Source organism: Lentzea sp. NPDC054927 (genome assembly GCF_053610285.1).
Window position 1 is genome coordinate 1 of sequence record NZ_JBSGXZ010000077.1, and the last position, 15,907, is coordinate 15,907.

The following is a 15,907-nucleotide window of genomic DNA, read 5'->3' on the forward strand; positions in this document are numbered from 1 at the left end:
AACTCCGCCCAACGCAACAGGCGTGCCATCAACCCACGCACGGCGAAGGCACCCCCAGATCAGATTGGCGGGGGTCTGGGGGCAGCGCCCCCAGGGGAAGCACTCAACAGGAACTCGCCGCCCGCAACCCAACCACCTACGGACCAGGCGCACTCCTAAAGAAGCTTCCCGGGGTTGAGAATCCCAGTCGGATCCAGCCGATCCTTGACGGCGCGAAGCACGTCGATGCCAATGGACCCGATCTCCTTCTCCAACCACGGCTGATGATCGCGACCGACCGCGTGATGGTGAGTGATCGTGCCGAGCCGCGAGATGGCGTCCGAAGCCGCAACCTTAGCCCTCTCCCACTGCCCCACCGGATCCTCAAGATCCCGAGGCACCAACACCGTGAAATACAACGAAGCCCCAGTCTCATAAGCATGCGAGACATGGCACATCACCACAGGATTCCCCAATTCCGCGGTCAACGCCCCCCGCACGGCCTCCCGCAACTCCGAAACCCGAGACCAGTGCGTGGCAGTCTCCAACGTCTCAACACAAACCCCAGCATCCAACAACGCATCCCGCTGCCGAGGCCCGTTAAACCGCCCATGCAGCCAGGAAGCCCCCATAGCCCGCCCCAGCCGCACAACTTTCTTCCCACTCAACGCACTCATAGTCGCCGTCCGAGACCGGCACTCCCACCCGAGAATCACCAGGCAGGGTCGCTTGACTCCCCTGAACCGCAGGTACTTCTTCAACGCAGAAGCCTTGGCCCCAGCCAGTTCCAGGGCAACCTCAGTCTCATCCTCATCGGACAGACGCGTGATATCCGCCAGCACGCCGTCCTGAGCCAGGGCCCTGACCAACTCGGCCCCAGCCTCCCACCCATCAACCACAAACCCCTCATACCGAGGCCCGTACGGCTTGGGCCGAACCCGCACCGACACCTCGGTAATAACCCCAAAAATCCCCTCACTGCCCAACACCAGCTGCTTCAGATCAGGCCCAGCAGCAGAAGCCGGCGCAGCCCCGACAACCCACTCCCCAACAGGAGTCGCCACCCGCACCGACTCGACCATGTCCTCAAACCGGCCATACCCGGAAGAAGCCTGCCCAGCCGACCGAGTGGCAGCGAACCCACCGACAGTGGCCCGCTCGAACGACTGCGGCACATGCCCGAGCGTGAACCCGTGCTCCCCCAACAACCTCTCGGCTTCAGGCCCAGTAACCCCGGCCTGCAACACAGCAACCCGAGACACCAGGTCAACCGAAACCAACGACCCCAACCCGGCCAAGTCCAACGCCACCACAGCCGACTTGGCCCCACGCAGAGCCTCAACCCCACCAACAACTGAAGTGCCACCACCAAACGGCACCACAGCAACGTCATGCTCAACGCAAACCGACAACACCTCGACAACTTCGTCAGGCGTGGCCGGCTGCACCACAGCATCAGGTACAGCAACAGCCCCATGCCCCCGATGCCGCAACAGATCCAGGTACGACAGCCCACCAGCCCGCCCAAGCCGATCAGCAGGATCCAAGCTGATCGTGCTGACAGCCTCCAACGCCGTGAAAGCGTCCTCGGACAGCTCAGATTCAGGCACCGACACCGGCACCTCGACGAACGGCTCCCCCAACCCAACCCGCTGACTCAACCAAGCCAGCGCGTGCGGCGGCAAAGGCACGGTCTCAGTGGTCCATCTAGCCCTGGTCACTGCTACAGTGTGACACATGACGTCTCAACGTCACACCCACGACGCATTGCTCGACGCCACCCGTGAGTGTGTTCTGGAGGTGGGGGTACGCCGAACCACCCTCACCGACGTGGCAAAACGCGCCGGCGTGAGCCGCATGACGCTCTACCGCCGCTACCCCGACGTCGACCACCTGGTGCGCGCACTCATGACCCGTGAGTTCGCCGCACTGCTGGAGGAGGTCGAACAGTCCAGCGGACGGGGCAACGCCCGCGAGCAGCTCGTCAGCAGGGCCAAGGACGCCATCCGGCTGCTGTCGGGCAACCCGCTCATGCAGCGGGTGCTCCAGCTCGACGCGGACCTGATGCTGCCGTACCTCACCGACCGGCTCGGCAGCACGCAGCGGCTGGTCGAGCAGTTCCTCGTCGGACAGATCGAGGCCGGCCACCTCGACGGGTCGATCCGGTTCGGGGACGCCAAGACGCAGGCGCGCGTGGTGTTGCTGACGACGCAGTCGATGGTGCTCTCCACCAGGCCCGCCACGTCCGGGCTCGACTTCACCTCGCTGCTGGACGAGCTGGGCAAGCAACTGGACGGGGCGCTGAAACCGTGAACACCTCCCTGAACGCCGCCCGGCGCGCACAAGACCTCGAAGCAGCACAACAGGAAGTCGCCGACGTGCTCGTGATCGGCGGCGGGGTCACCGGCACGGGCGTCGCGCTCGACGCGGCATCACGTGGCCTCAAGACCGTGCTGCTCGAGGCGCACGACCTGGCGTTCGGGACCTCGCGGTGGTCCAGCAAGCTCGTCCACGGTGGCCTGCGCTACCTGGCCAAAGGCGACGTGAAGCTCGCCCACGAGAGCGCGGTCGAGCGCGGCATCCTGATGACCAGAACGGCGCCGCACCTCACCCGCACGCTGCCGATGCTCTTCCCGTTGCACACCAACGCGAACCACTTCGTGATGGCCGGGCTCAAGGCGGGCAACGCCCTGCGCATCGCCGCCGGCACGCCCGCCAGCGTGCTGCCCAGGCCGCGGCGCGTGCCCAAGCAGGAGGCGCTGGCACTGGTTCCCGGACTGAGCCCCGACAACCTCATCGGCGGGCTGCTCAACTACGACGGCCAGCTCGTCGACGACGCACGCCTGGTCGTCGCCCTCGCGCGCACCGCCGCCGGGTTCGGCGCTCGCATCATCACGCGCGCGAAAGTCATCACGCTGCAAGGCGATGGTGCCGAGGTGCACGACACCCTCACCGGCACCACGTTCACCATCAAGGCCAAAGCGGTGATCAACGCGACGGGCGTCTGGGCCGGCACGCTCGCACCGGTGCAGCTCAAGCCGTCCCGCGGCTCACACCTGGTGGTGGACGCGAAGTCCGTCGGCCTCAGCGAAACAGCGCTGACGATCCCGGTGCCCGGCGAGCGCAACCGCTACGCACTCCTGCTGCCCCAGGCGAACGGCCGCGCGTACCTCGGCCTCACCGACGAACCGGTCGACGAGATCCCGGACGTGCCGACGGTCCCCGAGTCCGATGTGGACTTCCTGCTCAGGACGGCTTCCGGGGTCCTGCAACGGGAACTGACCCGGGCGGACGTCATCGGCAGCTACGCCGGCCTGCGCCCGCTGCTCGAGGCCGAGGGCCAGACCGCCGATCTCTCCCGCCACCACGCCGTGCTCACCGCCCCGAACGGCGTGATCACGGTCGTCGGCGGCAAGCTCACCACCTACCGCAAGATGGCGGCGGACGCGGTGAACGCGACGAACCTGACGCAACTCCCCTGCCGCACCAAGGACATCCGCCTGGTCGACGACAGGCCGCTGCCGACCACCCCGATCGCACCGGGCGTCACCGAGGCCGACGTCGTCCACGCGATCAACCACGAGGGCGCGCTGGACGCCGACGACATCCTCGACCGGCGCACGCGCATCGGCCTGGTGCCCGCCGACCGGGAGAAGGCGGCGCCAGAGATCGCCAAGCTCCTGGCCGCTGTCTAGAAACCGTTGCCGCACAAAGAAAACGGGGCGCCCCCGCAAAGGGACGCCCCGTTCTCAGCGCAAGGATCACTCAGCGCAGGATCACCCAGGGCATGATCACTCCGGGCAGGATCACTCGCCGATGACCGGCTTCGCGGCCTTGGGCGGGTCGACCAGCGCCTCGCCCTCGATCCGCACCTTCCGCTTGTGCTCACCGCTGCCGCCGCCCTGCTGGCCACCGGCAGCGCCCATCGGAGCGCCGCCCATCATGCCGCCGCCGGCACCACCGGAGCCGCCACCGCCAGGTCCGTGCGGTGCGCCGCCACCAGCAGCCGCGGCGCCACCGGCACCACCGGCCGCCATGACACCGGCCGCGCCACCGAACTGCGTCGCCGCGGTACCACCGGCACCACCGCCACCGGCCGGGCCGCCGCCGAAGCCGGCGGGCATGCCGCCACCACCGCCGCCGCCCTTGGGGATGCCGCCGCCTCCGCCGCCACCACCACCGCCGCCACCGGCCGAAGCCGCGGTCGCGCTGTGGTCAGTGGTCGTCGGGCGGTGCCACTCGGAGTTCGCCAGCGACGGCGGCGTGGAGGAGTGGAACGTCGGGGGCTTGGTCAAGCCGCTGCCGCCGGCCTGCGTGGTCGTGTCCGGCTCCCAGTGACCCGGCACCCAACGGCCCTGACCAGAGCCCGCACCGGTGCCGGAACCCGAACCAGAGCCCGGGCCGGAACCGAGGCTGGGCGGAGGGCTGACCTGGCCACCCGAACCGGAGCCGCCACCGGGCGGTCGCGTACCGGTTTGGTTGCCCGGCTGACCGGCCACGGGCTGGAACGGCGTCACCTGGCCACCGGCACCAGCGCCGACGCCCCATCCAGCCGGAGCACCGCCCGAGCCACCACCGGCGACCGGGGCGAAGGGGTTGGCCTGGGAGCCGGCACCGGACTGACTCAGCCCGGTGCTGCCGGGAACGCCGGTCGCACCGCTCGTGTACGTGCCGCCCGCACCGGCGGACGCGCGGTCCTGCTGGTCGGCGCGGATGCCGTCGAAGCCGCCCTGGGTGGGCCGGACGGTGCCACCGGCGCCGCCCCCGCCACCCTTCTGCGCCATCGAGGAGATCGCGTCGATGACCTGCTCGGCGACCTTGGCGATCTGCGAGACCTGCTTGATCAGGTTCATCAGCTTCTGCACGGAGCCGACGAGCTTTTGCAGGAAGTCGGCGAGCTTCTTCGCGTAGTTGACCGCGGTGGTCACGATGTCCGCGATCGCGCCCGCGATGGCAGCGCCGAAGGTGAGGAACGAGGCCGCCAGCCACTGGATGATCTTCATGACCATGTCCGAGACGGCCTGGCTGATCAGGTCCATGATCATCTTGCGAACCGTGCCGACGAGCTGGCCGGCGCCCTCGACCGCCCCGGCGATGCCGTCGACCGACTTGGCGAGCGTCTCCATGCCACCGGCGTGCTTCTTGGCCGCGGCGCGGTAGCCCTCGGCCGCCCTGCCCTGCCACTGGCGGGTCTGGGAGACGCAGATCTTCTCGTACTCGGTCGCGAGGCCGTGCACCTGCTGGCCCGCGTTCCGGAAGGACTGCGCCATCTTCGCGATGGACTCCGGGCTGCCGAGCAGGACGTCGAACGGCTCGCGCAGGAAGTCGACGTGGTTGATGGCCCAGCTGAACCCGGCGGAGAGGAAGCCGCTCAGCGGGTTCGAGGCCATGCCCACGATGCCCATCGCCGAGTTCGCGATGCCGAGGCCGCCCGCGACCCAGTCACCCCGCTCGATGGCGGAGTACGTGTTGGAGATGGTGCTGATCAGCTGCTGAGGGTCGGTGCCCTTGGCCTGCGACGCTGGGGCGCTCATCCCCGGCCTCCCTTGAAGCCGAACATGGTGTCGAGGTCGACCTGCTCGTACTGCTCGACGGTCTCCTTGAGACCGGTGCCCATGTCCATCAGCGAGTTCGCGGCCTTGCCGAGCATGTCCTGCGACAGGCCGGCCCGCTCGAGGACGTTCTGGGCCAGGAACCCGAGGAAGACGCCGAACGCCTCGGTCGTGAGCGCACCGGGATCGCACGTCTCGGTGGCCTTGCGCATCCGCTCCATGAGCCTGTCCACGTTCTTGGCGTGGGATCTCAGCTCGTCGAGATCGATGTTGAAGTGTGTTGACTGCATCGCCTACCCCCTCCTGCACTCAGGCCATGACGTCGGGCGGGTTGGTGAAGTACTCGTCGTCGGGCCGCACGTCCTTGCGCTCCAACTCCGACTTCGGTTCTTCCTCATCGGTTCCGTCGCCCGCGTATCCGTTCGGCATCTGTGCCTTCACGAACTCGAGGGCCGGGCTGTCGCCGACGAAGTCCGTCATGATCTGCACGACCCGGCCGGAGGCGTCCCGCTGGGCCTTTGACGAGGCTGTGAGCACGGCGGAGGCGATCTCACTGGGGTCCATGCCGCGGGCTTCCGGCTTGATCTGGAGATCGGTCAGCACGCCGGTAGCGTTAACTGTCACCGTGATCAGGCCGTCCGGGGAGCTAGCGCTCCCGCCCACACCACCGAGCTGGTCGCGGGCCTGTTCGGCGTTCTGCTTCGCCTGCTCGATCTTGGCCCCGTACTGCGCGAGCCACTGATCCGGGTCAATGGGCTGCATGGTCACCCCCGTTGAGTGAATTGGTCGTTCGTTCGATTCGCCGTAGACGCCCGTATCGTTTCACTCGTTCCCTGCCCACCGATACTTTCAGTCCGATTACCGCCAGACGGGCTAACGAAGGGGTTCACCGTGCCTGAGGGAGTGCTGGAGATCGACGCGGTCTCCAAGCGCTACGGAGAGGTCGTCGCCCTGCGGAACATGTCTTTCGACGTGCGTGCGGGCGAGCTCTTCGGTTTCGTCGGCAGCAACGGCGCCGGGAAGACCACGACCATGCGGATCGCGCTGGGCGTGCTCGCGGCCGACTCCGGCGAGGTGCGGTGGAACGGAAGAACCGTCGATCTCGACACGCGGCGCCGCATCGGTTACATGCCGGAGGAACGCGGCCTCTACCCGCGCATGAAGGTGCTCGACCAGCTCGTCTACCTGGCCGAGCTGCACGGCATGAGCACCAACGTGGCACACACGAGCGCGGAGAACTGGATCGCGCGCCTCGGGTTGCGCGACCGCCGCACGGACGAGGTGCAGCGACTGAGCCTCGGCAACCAGCAGCGCGTCCAGCTGGCCGCCGCGCTGGTGCACGAGCCGGACGTGCTGGTGCTCGACGAGCCGTTCTCCGGCCTCGACCCGGTCGCGGTGGACCTGATGAGCCAGGTGCTGCGGGAGAAGGCGTCCGCCGGCGTGCCCGTGGTGTTCTCCAGCCACCAGCTCGACCTGGTGGAACGGCTGTGCGACCGGGTCGGCATCGTCAGCGCGGGCTCGATGGTCGCCGTGGGAACAGTGGATGAACTTCGGTCCGGCGGGGTGTCGCGTCTGGTCGTTGAGTCGCCAACGACCGAGTGGACTGCCACCCTTGATGGCGTGCGGGTGATCGAGAAGAACGGGACGCGTTGCGTGCTCGAACTCGCTGACGGCGTGGACGACCAGTCCGTGCTGCACGCCGCGCTCGCCGCAGGTCCCGTGCACGAGTTCTCCCGGCAGCGGCCCTCGCTGACCGAGCTGTTCCGCAACGTGGTGACCACCGAGGCGAGGAGCGCATGACCGCGGCTCGAGAAGTGTCGTTGGTGGCCAAGCGCGAGTTCGTCACGAAGGTGCGCACGAGGTCGTTCCTGATCGGCACGGCGGTGATCATCGCCGTGCTCGCCGGGTACGTGGTGCTCCAGTCGTTCCTGTTCGACGACCAGCAGCGCAGCGTCGTCGGGCTGTCCGGCCAGGCGACGCAGCTCGCGGATCCGTTGCGGGAGAAGGCGAAGGCGTTCGGCATCGACGTCGAGACGCGGGACGTCACGACGATGGGCGACGCCGAGCAGCAGGTCCGCGACGGCTCGCTGGACGCCCTGGTCACCGGCGCGCCGCCGGAGCTGAAGATGATCGTCAAGGGCTCCGGCGACGACGTGCTGACCACCGCGCTGAACGACGTGCTGCGCCAGCAGGTGCTGATCGCACAGCTCGCCGAGACGGGCAGGACTCCGCAGGACGTGGCGCAGAGCCTGGCGAACGTCAAGGTCGCCGTGACCGCGCTGGAACCCGTTGACCCGCAACGAGGTCAGCGTCTCGCGATCGGGTTGATCGTGGCCGCGCTGCTGTACTACTCGCTGCTGGTCTACGGCACGATGGTCGCGCAGGGCGTGGTCGAGGAGAAATCCAGCAGGGTCGTCGAGATCCTGCTCGCGACCGTGCGACCGTGGCAGTTGTTGCTGGGCAAGGTGATCGGGCTCGGCGCGGTCGGCCTGCTGCAGCTGCTGGTGATCTCCACGGTCGGCCTCGGGCTCTCGTCGGCGTTCGACGTGATAGACGTGAGCGCGCTGGGCGGCACCGCACTGCTGATCGGCGTGCTCTGGTACCTGCTCGGATTCTTCTTGTACGCCACCGTTTTCGCGGCCGCCGCGTCGTTGGTGTCACGGCAGGAGGAACTGCAGTCGGTGTTGACGCCGATCAGCATGACGATCATCGTGGCGTTCGTCGCCGGCATCAACCTGATGATCGGCAGCCCCTCCGGCCCCACCGTCACCGTGTTGTCGTTGCTGCCGCCGTTCGCCCCGATCCTGATGCCGGGGCGGATGGCACTGGGCGTCGCGCCGACGTGGCAGGTGCTGCTCTCGATCGTGTTCGCCCTGGCGGCCATCGCGGCGATCACCTGGCTGGGCGGCAAGGTCTACGCGAACGCCGTGCTGAGGACCGGCGCCCGCGTCAAGCTCCGCGAGGCGCTCAGGATTTGACGGCCTGGTAGCGGTCGAGCGCGACCTGGCGTTCGACCGCGTGGTCCACGATCGGCGGGATGTCCAGCGAGTCCGGCGCGTACCTGCGCACGTACGCGCCGTCCGGGTCGAACTTCTTGGCCTGCGTGGCCGGGTTGAAGATGCGGAAGAAGGGCGCGGCGTCCGTGCCGCAGCCGGCGACCCACTGCCAGTTGTGCTGGTTCGAGGCGATGTCGCCGTCGATCAGGTGCATCATGAAGTGCCGCGCACCCCACCACCACGGCAGGTGCAGGTCCTTGACCAGGAAGCTCGCCACGATCATGCGCACCCGGTTGTGCATGAAGCCTTCCTGCAGCAGCTGCCGCATCCCGGCGTCGACGATCGGGTAGCCGGTGCGCCCCTGCGTCCAGGCCTCGAACAGCTCCTCGTCGTTGTCGTGCCGCATCCGGTCGAACTTGCGGTCGTAGTTCTCACGCGCGGTCTCCGGCTTGTGCCACAACACATCGGCGTAGAACTCACGCCAAGCGAGCTCACTGCGGAACGTGCCGTCGCAGTCCTCCAGCAACGTCCTGGGATGCAGCACGCCCCACCTCAGGAACGCCGACATCCTGCTCGTCGCGTCGAGGTCCGGCCGGTCACGGGTGTTGTCGTAGTCCTCCAGCCGTTCGTCGCGGAACTCCTCCCAGAGCTGCTGCGCATCGGGGAGTTCTTCGTCGATCGCCGGAAGTTTCGTGCTGTGCCCAGGTTCGATCCAGTCCAGAGTGGACGCATCGGTGTCGGCAGGCTTTCGCCAGCCGTGGTCGAGCCAGGCGTTGCGGAACGGCGTGAAGACCTTGAACGGCGTGCCGTCCTGCTTGCGCACCCGCCCGGGCGTCACCGCGTAGGGCGAGCCGGAGCGGACGAGTTCGATGTCCCCCAACGCTTCCTCGACGGCCTCGTCCCTGCGGCGCCCGTACGGCGCGCAGTCCGCGGTGATGTGGACGCTCTCCGCCCCGATCTCCTTCGCGACGCGCGGAACCACCTTCACCGGGTCGCCGTGCACGACCATCAACCGCCCGCCGAGCTGATCGCTCAACGCGTGCAAACACCGGTGCAGGAAATCGATTCGCGGCTGTCCGGAAGGTTTCAGCAACCTGTCGTCGAGAACGAATAGCGCGAGCGCGCGAGGTGACCTTTCCGCGGCGGCAAGAATCGCGGGATGATCGGATGTCCGCAAATCTCGGCGGAACCAGACGAGCGACGGGGAAGAACTCACCACTCGACGCTAAAGCGGCCGGTGCCGGTCTGCACAACGAGCGCTCAGGCGACCTCGGCCACGAGCTCGAGAGTGATCAGCTGGACCATTCGCAGGAGCCGGCCGTAGTAGTGGACGGCGTAGGGCCGGTAGTACCCCGATCGCGGATCAGCGAACACCGGCACCACTTTGCGCAGGTCGTCGAGGCAGCGCGGCGCCCACCAGAGGAGGTGGTCATCGAGGCCATCACGGCTCTTCAGCCAGCCGGAGACGCAGCCGGCGGCGTCCGCGTCGACCAGGATCAGTTCGACGCCCGCGACCTCCATGCCGCGCTGGCCGTTCGGGTACCGCATCTTCCTGTGCTGTCCGTACAACCGGGCCACCTCGGCCCGCACGTCCGTCACGCCCCACCCCCAGGACAACGCGAAAGGCGCGCCGCCAGTGGCGACGCGCCTTCAGCCTACGAGAAGAACTAGCCCGTGATCAGCGGTTTTCCATCGCGATGAAGTCACGCTCGGTCGGGCCGGTGTAGATCTGCCGCGGACGGCCGATCTTGGTGGCCGGGTCGTTGATCATCTCGCGCCAGTGCGCGATCCAGCCGGGGAGCCGGCCGAGCGCGAACAGCACGGTGAAGAACTTGGTCGGGAAGCCCATCGCCCGGTAGATCAGACCCGTGTAGAAGTCCACGTTCGGGTAGAGCTTGCGGGAGATGAAGTACTCGTCGCTCAGGGCGGCCTCTTCCAGCTGCTTCGCGATGTCGAGCAGCTGGTCGTCGGCGCCGAGCTTGTTGAGGATCTCGTCGGCCGTCTTCTTGATGATCGCGGCACGCGGGTCGTAGTTCTTGTAGACCCGGTGGCCGAAGCCCATCAGGCGGACGCCGTCCTCCTTGTTCTTGACCTTGTTGACGAACGCCTTCACGTCGCCGCCGTCGGCCTTGATCTTCTCGAGCATCTCGAGCACCGCGCTGTTCGCGCCGCCGTGCAGCGGGCCGAACAGGGCGTTGATGCCGGCCGAGATGGACGCGAAGAGGTTCGCCTCGGACGAGCCGACCAGGCGCACGGTCGACGTGGAGCAGTTCTGCTCGTGGTCGGCGTGCAGGATGAACAGCAGGTCGAGCGCGCGGACCAGGTCCGGGTCGAGGTCGTAGGCCTCGGCCGGGAAGCCGAAGGTCATCCGCAGGAAGTTCTCCACCAGGCCAAGCGAGTTGTCCGGGTAGAGGAACGGCTGACCGACCGACTTCTTGTACGCGTAGGCCGCGATGGTCGGAAGCTTCGCCAGCAGGCGGATCGTGGAGATCTCCACCTGGTTCGCGTCGAACGGCGACAGCGAGTCCTGGTAGAAGGTCGACAGCGCGGAGACCGCGGACGACAGCACCGGCATCGGGTGCGCGTCACGCGGGAAGCCGTCGAAGAAGCGCTTGAGGTCCTCGTGCAGCAGCGTGTGCCTGCTGATCTTGGAAGTGAAGTCCTCGAGCTGGGCGGCGGTCGGCAGCTCACCGTAGATCAGGAGGTAGCTGACCTCCGCGAAGTTCGAACGCGCGGCCAACTGCTCGATCGGATACCCGCGGTAACGCAGAATTCCGGCGTCACCGTCGATGTAGGTGATCTCGGAGGAGCAGGAGGCCGTGTTGACGAAACCGGTGTCCAGGGTTACCAGACCGGTGGTCGACAGCAGCTTGCCGAGATCGATGCCGGACGCGCCTTCGGACGCCCGCACCACCTTCATCTCGAGCTCTGCGTCCCCGTGGCGCAGCGCGACGGTCTGTGGGTCGGTCGGCGCAGTCGTCGCGTCGGGCATTCAAGTCCCTCTCAACGCTCGGACGGGGTGGCGGTAGGCCACGCTGGGCCTGCCGTCGTCTCGGACCACCCCGTTGGGATCTGAGTCTTCTAAGTTCACTCACGCTAGTCGGCGGAAGGCCCGCCTCGCAGCAGCGGTGTGAACCGATTCTGAGAGATGGGACCGGCATCACATCCGTAATGCCAGTTTCTAGCGCGGCTACCCCACGGTAGTCCGATCGCCGGTTTTATCCACCCAACGCGGCGGTGAGTTCGCTCGCAAAGGGCGGTTCGGCACCAGCGCGGGAACATGTGATCGCGGCGGCGGCACCGGCGTACGTCAATGCGTCGGTCCATTCATCGCTTGTGAGCGAACGAACCTTCTCCACGCTCAACGCGTCGTGGTCGTGCAACCACGCGAGCAGGGCACCTTGCACCGTGTCGCCGGCCCCGATCGTGTCGACCACGTCCACCTTCACGGGTGGCACGTCGACCTGGCCGGTGGCGGTGATCACTGACAGACCGTCGCCACCTTTCGTCAGCACGACAGCGGCCGGTCCCTGTGAAATCCAGGACCGTGCGATCTCGATCACGTCCCCTTGGACGTCGCTGTCCTCCGCCAGCCACCGCGCGTCCTCGACGGACAGCTTCAGCAACCCGACGTCCGGCAGCCACGACAGGAACCGCTTGCGGTAGGCGCCCGGATCGTCGATCAGCCCTGCCCGGATGTTGGGGTCGAGCGCGACGAGCAAGCGCTTGCTCTCCCGCCGCAGCACCGTCTCGTAAGCGGACGCGCCAGGCTCCAGCACCAACGACAGCGTGCCGAACGACACGGCCTTCGCCTCGGTGGGCAGCGGACCAGGATCCTCGACGAGCCGGTCGGCGGTGCCGTCGACGTAGAACGAGTAGCGCGCGGACCCGTCGTCGGCCAGCCCGACGACGGCGAGCGTGGTGTTCTCCGGTCCACGTTGGACCAGATCCGTGGCCACCTGCGAGGCGTGCAGCCGCTTGATCAGCTGCTCGCCGAAGTGGTCGGTCGAGACGCGCGACAGGAAGGCCGTCGGCACGTCGAGCCGGCCGAGCGCGACGGCCACGTTGTACGGCCCGCCGCCCAGCTTGGGCGCGAGCGGCGTGAGCTCGTCGTCCCCCACCGGCACCATGTCGACCAGTGCCTCACCAGCAACCACGATCACAGCGTTTTACTCCTTTGGGGAAGCACCCGTCCTCTGGAGCCCATCCAACAACAGTTCGCCCAGTGCGGTGAACGCCTCGGCGTCCGAAACGCCTGCCCGTTTCGTGAGGACACCCGTCTGGATGCTCTCGATGAGCAACCCGGCCATCTCGGCGAACAGCGTCGCGTGCACCTCGCGGAACACGTGCCGCTCGACCCCGTCCTGGATGAACGCCTTGATGCGCTCGGCCGCAGCCCGCGCGTTGCGCTCGTACGTCGCCCGCGTCGGCGGAAAGTCGGACACGTCCGCGATGAACGCCGCCGAGGCCTTGTTCAACTCCTCCGCAGCGCCCGCCAGGTAGCTCCCGATGCGTTTGCGCACGTCAACAAGGCCCGCAATGCGCTTCTCGATGCGCTCGGCGGCACCCTTGAAGTACCGCCCGACCACCCGGACGGCCAACTGCTCCTTGCTGCCGGCGAGCGCGTACAGCGTCGATTTCGAGCAGCGCAACCTGCCCGCGATGTCATCCAGCGTGAGATGACCGAAGCCCTCCGTGAGAAAGAGAGCTTCCATCCGGGTGAGCAGCTCAGCCTGCCGCTGCGTGAGAGCCCGCGTCATGAGTCGACCCTGCCACACTCACTGGCAACTGTACTGGCGTACGTCCTACAGTACAGTTACCAGTACACACCGGAGGTCGACGATGCCCGCCGAGCGGTTGCTCCCCACGCAAGAGGCCGAGGACCTGATCGCGCTGGTCAAGGAGATCGCGCGGGACGAGCTGAAGCCACACGCCGCGGACGCCGAGGAGAACGAGAAGTTCCCCCGCGACGCGTTCCGCCTGCTGGGCAGGTCAGGCCTGCTGGGCCTGCCGTACCCGGAGGAGTTCGGCGGCGGCGAGCAGCCCTACGAGGTGTACCTCCAGGCCCTCGAAGAGGTCGCCTCAGCCTGGATGACCGTCGCCGTGGGCCTCTCCGTGCACGTCATGTCCTGCTACGGCCTGGCCACCTTCGGCACCCGCGACCAGCAGGACCGCTGGCTCCCCGAAATGCTCGAAGGCGAACTCCTGGGCGGCTACGCCCTCTCCGAGGTCCAGGCGGGCTCCGACCCGGCCGCCATGTCGACCCGAGCCGTCCGCAAGGGCAACGAATACGTCGTGAACGGCACCAAGGCGTGGATCACCCACGCCGGCGCCGCCGACTTCTACACCCTCATGGCCCGCACGTCCCCAGACGCGGGCCGAGGCATCTCCTGCTTCCTGGCCCCAGGCGAAACCCAGGGCCTCACCGCAGCCACCCCAGAACGCAAGATGGGCCTGACCGGCTCCATCACCGCACAACTGCAGTTCGACGACGTCCGCTTCGGCACCGACCGCCTCATCGGCAACGAGGGCGACGGCCTCAAAATCGCACTGTCCGCTTTGGACTCCGGCCGCCTGGGCATCGCCGCCTGCGCAGTGGGCCTGGCCCAAGCCGCCCTGGACGAAGCCGTCGCCTACGCCAAAACCCGAACCCAGTTCGGCCGCCCGATCATCGAGTTCCAGGGCCTCGAATTCCTGCTGGCCGACATGGCAGCAGCAGTCGAATCCGCCCGAGCCACCTACCTCTCAGCAGCCCGCCGCCGCGACCGTGGCCTCCCCTTCCGCCAGCAGGCCTCCATCGCCAAACTCATCGCCACCGACGCCGCCATGAAGGTGACCACCGACGCCGTCCAGGTGCTGGGCGGCGCCGGCTACACCCGCGACTTCCCGGTGGAGCGCTACATGCGCGAGGCCAAGGTCCTGCAAATCTTCGAAGGCACCAACCAAATCCAGCGCCTGGTCATCGGCCGAGGCCTCCGCTAACCGCTACACCCGCTCGCGGTAGAAGGGGTCGGCCACGACCCCTTCCCCCTTGCGCTCGTCGAACGTGTAAACCTCACGCCCCTGCACGTACACGTGCAGCGCCCGGCTCATCACGTCCAGCGGATCCCCGGACCAGATGACCACATCGCCATCAAGTCCAGGCTTCAAAGCCCCAACCCGATCGTCCAACCCCATGATCCGAGCCGGGTTGACCGTCAACGACCGGATCGCCACCTCGGGATCCAATCCTTCCTTCACCGCCAACGTCGCCTGGTGCACCAAGAAGTGAATCGGCACAACGGGATGGTCGGTCGTGATCGCCAACTCCACCCCGGCCCGTGCCAGAATCCCGGGGTTCCGCAACCCTCGATTCCGAACCTCCACTTTGGACCGCGACGTGAACAGCGGCCCGATGATCACCGGAATCTGCTTCTCCGCAATGAGATCAGCGATCAGATGACCCTCAGTACCGTGGTTGAGGATCAGCTTGTAGCCGAACTCCTCAGACAGCCGAATGGCCGTGGCGATGTCGTCCGCCCGATGCGCATGCTGACACCAAGGCAACTCCCCGGTCAGAACCTTCCCGAGGATCTCCAACGTGTTGTTGCGGTCAAAGGCCTTCCCGTCAGCCTCAGCCTCGGCCTTCTTGGCCAGGTAGTCCTGCGCCTTGGTCAACTCGTCCCGGATGACCGCCGCAACCCCTTGCCGAGTGGACGGCAACTTCCCCTTGTCGCCATAAACCCGCTTGGGGTTCTCCCCCAGCGCACTCTTGACGCTCACCGGCTCCTTGACCAACATCTCGTCAACGGTCCGCCCCCAACACTTCACGGCAACCGTCTGCCCACCAATCGGGTTCCCCGACCCAGGCTTGATCACCGCCGTGGTAACCCCACCACTGAGCGCATCCCCAAAGCCAAGATCAGCAGGGTTGATCGCATCAAGCGCCCGCATCCGAGCCCCAACGGGATCGGTCATCTCGTTGGTGTCCTGCCCAGCCCACCCCTCGGCCTCTTCATGGACACCAATGTGCCCGTGCGCCTCGACAAAGCCAGGCAGCACCCAAGCCCCGTCAGCGTCGACAACCTCAATCCCATCCGGAATGTCGACGTCAGCGCCAACCGCAACGATCTTCCCGTCCTGAATCAGGACAGTGCCACCCTCAACAGGCTCCCCGTCGACGGGCACGACGTAGCCACCGGTGATCGCGATGTTCATGGTTAGCAACGCTAACGGTTACCCCGGCCGCAGGCCACCCCAAGCCCGATGCCGCAGGCGAGGCGACCCGATGGCGAAGCCGAGGCGTCCTTACGCTTGAAACGGGAGGTTCCGGTGGGTGGTCCCGTCACGAGTCGTGCCTCAGCACTTGCTGCAACCAGGCAGGGGTGTCAACTCGACACG

General features: G+C 67.1%; 15 protein-coding genes. 5 read left to right on the forward strand and 10 right to left on the reverse strand.

Annotated features, from left to right (window positions below; translation table 11 throughout):
* Positions 1 to 155: 155 nt before the first annotated feature.
* A complete protein-coding gene (locus ACWGE0_RS44705) occupies positions 156 to 1,718 on the reverse strand; it encodes an FAD-binding oxidoreductase (RefSeq protein ID WP_452266927.1) in 1,563 nt (520 codons plus the stop codon).
* On the opposite strand from ACWGE0_RS44705, the gene ACWGE0_RS44710 reads away from it, so the two are divergent.
* A complete protein-coding gene (locus ACWGE0_RS44710; protein WP_452266928.1) occupies positions 1,717 to 2,292 on the forward strand; it encodes a TetR/AcrR family transcriptional regulator in 576 nt (191 codons plus the stop codon). The two genes, ACWGE0_RS44705 and ACWGE0_RS44710, sit on opposite strands and share 2 nt — an antisense overlap.
* Entirely contained in the window at positions 2,289 to 3,674 is a 1,386-nt protein-coding gene (locus ACWGE0_RS44715; protein ID WP_452266929.1) for a glycerol-3-phosphate dehydrogenase/oxidase, read from the forward strand. The genes ACWGE0_RS44710 and ACWGE0_RS44715 overlap by 4 nt, the downstream gene beginning before the upstream one ends.
* A 111-nt stretch (positions 3,675 to 3,785) precedes the next feature.
* Here the strand turns inward: ACWGE0_RS44715 and ACWGE0_RS44720 are convergent, their stop codons facing one another.
* The 3 genes from ACWGE0_RS44720 to ACWGE0_RS44730 are packed head-to-tail and all read right to left on the reverse strand — an operon-like array spanning position 3,786 to position 6,293.
* Positions 3,786 to 5,513: a WXG100 family type VII secretion target gene (locus ACWGE0_RS44720; protein WP_452266930.1), complete on the reverse strand. Its 1,728-nt coding sequence runs from the start codon at positions 5,511 to 5,513 to the stop codon at positions 3,786 to 3,788.
* On the reverse strand, positions 5,510 to 5,821 hold the full coding sequence (locus ACWGE0_RS44725; RefSeq protein WP_452266931.1) for a type VII secretion target: 312 nt from the start codon (positions 5,819 to 5,821) through the stop codon (positions 5,510 to 5,512). The genes ACWGE0_RS44720 and ACWGE0_RS44725 overlap by 4 nt, the downstream gene beginning before the upstream one ends.
* 19 nt (positions 5,822 to 5,840) lie before the next feature.
* Positions 5,841 to 6,293 (reverse strand): YbaB/EbfC family nucleoid-associated protein, encoded by a 453-nt coding sequence (locus ACWGE0_RS44730; protein WP_452266932.1) that lies wholly within the window; start codon positions 6,291 to 6,293, stop codon positions 5,841 to 5,843.
* 129 nt (positions 6,294 to 6,422) lie between these two features.
* On the opposite strand from ACWGE0_RS44730, the gene ACWGE0_RS44735 reads away from it, so the two are divergent.
* Positions 6,423 to 7,331 carry an ABC transporter ATP-binding protein gene (locus ACWGE0_RS44735; protein WP_452266933.1) on the forward strand — a complete coding sequence of 303 codons (909 nt, stop codon included), beginning with the start codon at positions 6,423 to 6,425 and terminating at the stop codon, positions 7,329 to 7,331.
* Positions 7,328 to 8,509, forward strand: a complete 1,182-nt coding sequence (locus tag ACWGE0_RS44740; protein WP_452266934.1) for an ABC transporter permease — start codon at positions 7,328 to 7,330, stop codon at positions 8,507 to 8,509. The genes ACWGE0_RS44735 and ACWGE0_RS44740 overlap by 4 nt, the downstream gene beginning before the upstream one ends.
* Here ACWGE0_RS44740 and ACWGE0_RS44745 read toward each other — a convergent pair.
* The 5 genes from ACWGE0_RS44745 to ACWGE0_RS44765 all read right to left on the reverse strand — a co-directional run bounded on the left by ACWGE0_RS44745 (position 8,499) and on the right by ACWGE0_RS44765 (position 13,287).
* Positions 8,499 to 9,746, reverse strand: coding sequence for a cryptochrome/photolyase family protein (locus tag ACWGE0_RS44745; RefSeq protein ID WP_452266935.1), 1,248 nt, complete (start codon positions 9,744 to 9,746; stop codon positions 8,499 to 8,501). The genes ACWGE0_RS44740 and ACWGE0_RS44745 overlap by 11 nt on opposite strands.
* A gap of 41 nt (positions 9,747 to 9,787) precedes the next feature.
* Complete coding sequence (locus ACWGE0_RS44750; protein ID WP_452266936.1) at positions 9,788 to 10,126, reverse strand: hypothetical protein; 339 nt, start codon at positions 10,124 to 10,126, stop codon at positions 9,788 to 9,790.
* A 79-nt stretch (positions 10,127 to 10,205) separates the two neighbouring features.
* Positions 10,206 to 11,519: a citrate synthase gene (locus ACWGE0_RS44755; protein WP_452266937.1), complete on the reverse strand. Its 1,314-nt coding sequence runs from the start codon at positions 11,517 to 11,519 to the stop codon at positions 10,206 to 10,208.
* Between the two features lie 226 nt (positions 11,520 to 11,745).
* Complete coding sequence (locus tag ACWGE0_RS44760; RefSeq protein WP_452266938.1) at positions 11,746 to 12,690, reverse strand: carbohydrate kinase family protein; 945 nt, start codon at positions 12,688 to 12,690, stop codon at positions 11,746 to 11,748.
* Between the two features lie 6 nt (positions 12,691 to 12,696).
* On the reverse strand, positions 12,697 to 13,287 hold the full coding sequence (locus ACWGE0_RS44765; RefSeq protein ID WP_452266939.1) for a TetR/AcrR family transcriptional regulator: 591 nt from the start codon (positions 13,285 to 13,287) through the stop codon (positions 12,697 to 12,699).
* An 82-nt stretch (positions 13,288 to 13,369) separates the two neighbouring features.
* Between ACWGE0_RS44765 and ACWGE0_RS44770 the strand changes: the two genes are divergently transcribed.
* Positions 13,370 to 14,509 carry an acyl-CoA dehydrogenase family protein gene (locus ACWGE0_RS44770; RefSeq protein ID WP_452266940.1) on the forward strand — a complete coding sequence of 380 codons (1,140 nt, stop codon included), beginning with the start codon at positions 13,370 to 13,372 and terminating at the stop codon, positions 14,507 to 14,509.
* Positions 14,510 to 14,512: 3 nt separating this feature from the next.
* Here ACWGE0_RS44770 and ACWGE0_RS44775 read toward each other — a convergent pair whose 3' ends face one another.
* Positions 14,513 to 15,724 carry an amidohydrolase gene (locus ACWGE0_RS44775; protein WP_452266941.1) on the reverse strand — a complete coding sequence of 404 codons (1,212 nt, stop codon included), beginning with the start codon at positions 15,722 to 15,724 and terminating at the stop codon, positions 14,513 to 14,515.
* Positions 15,725 to 15,907 lie beyond the last annotated feature (183 nt).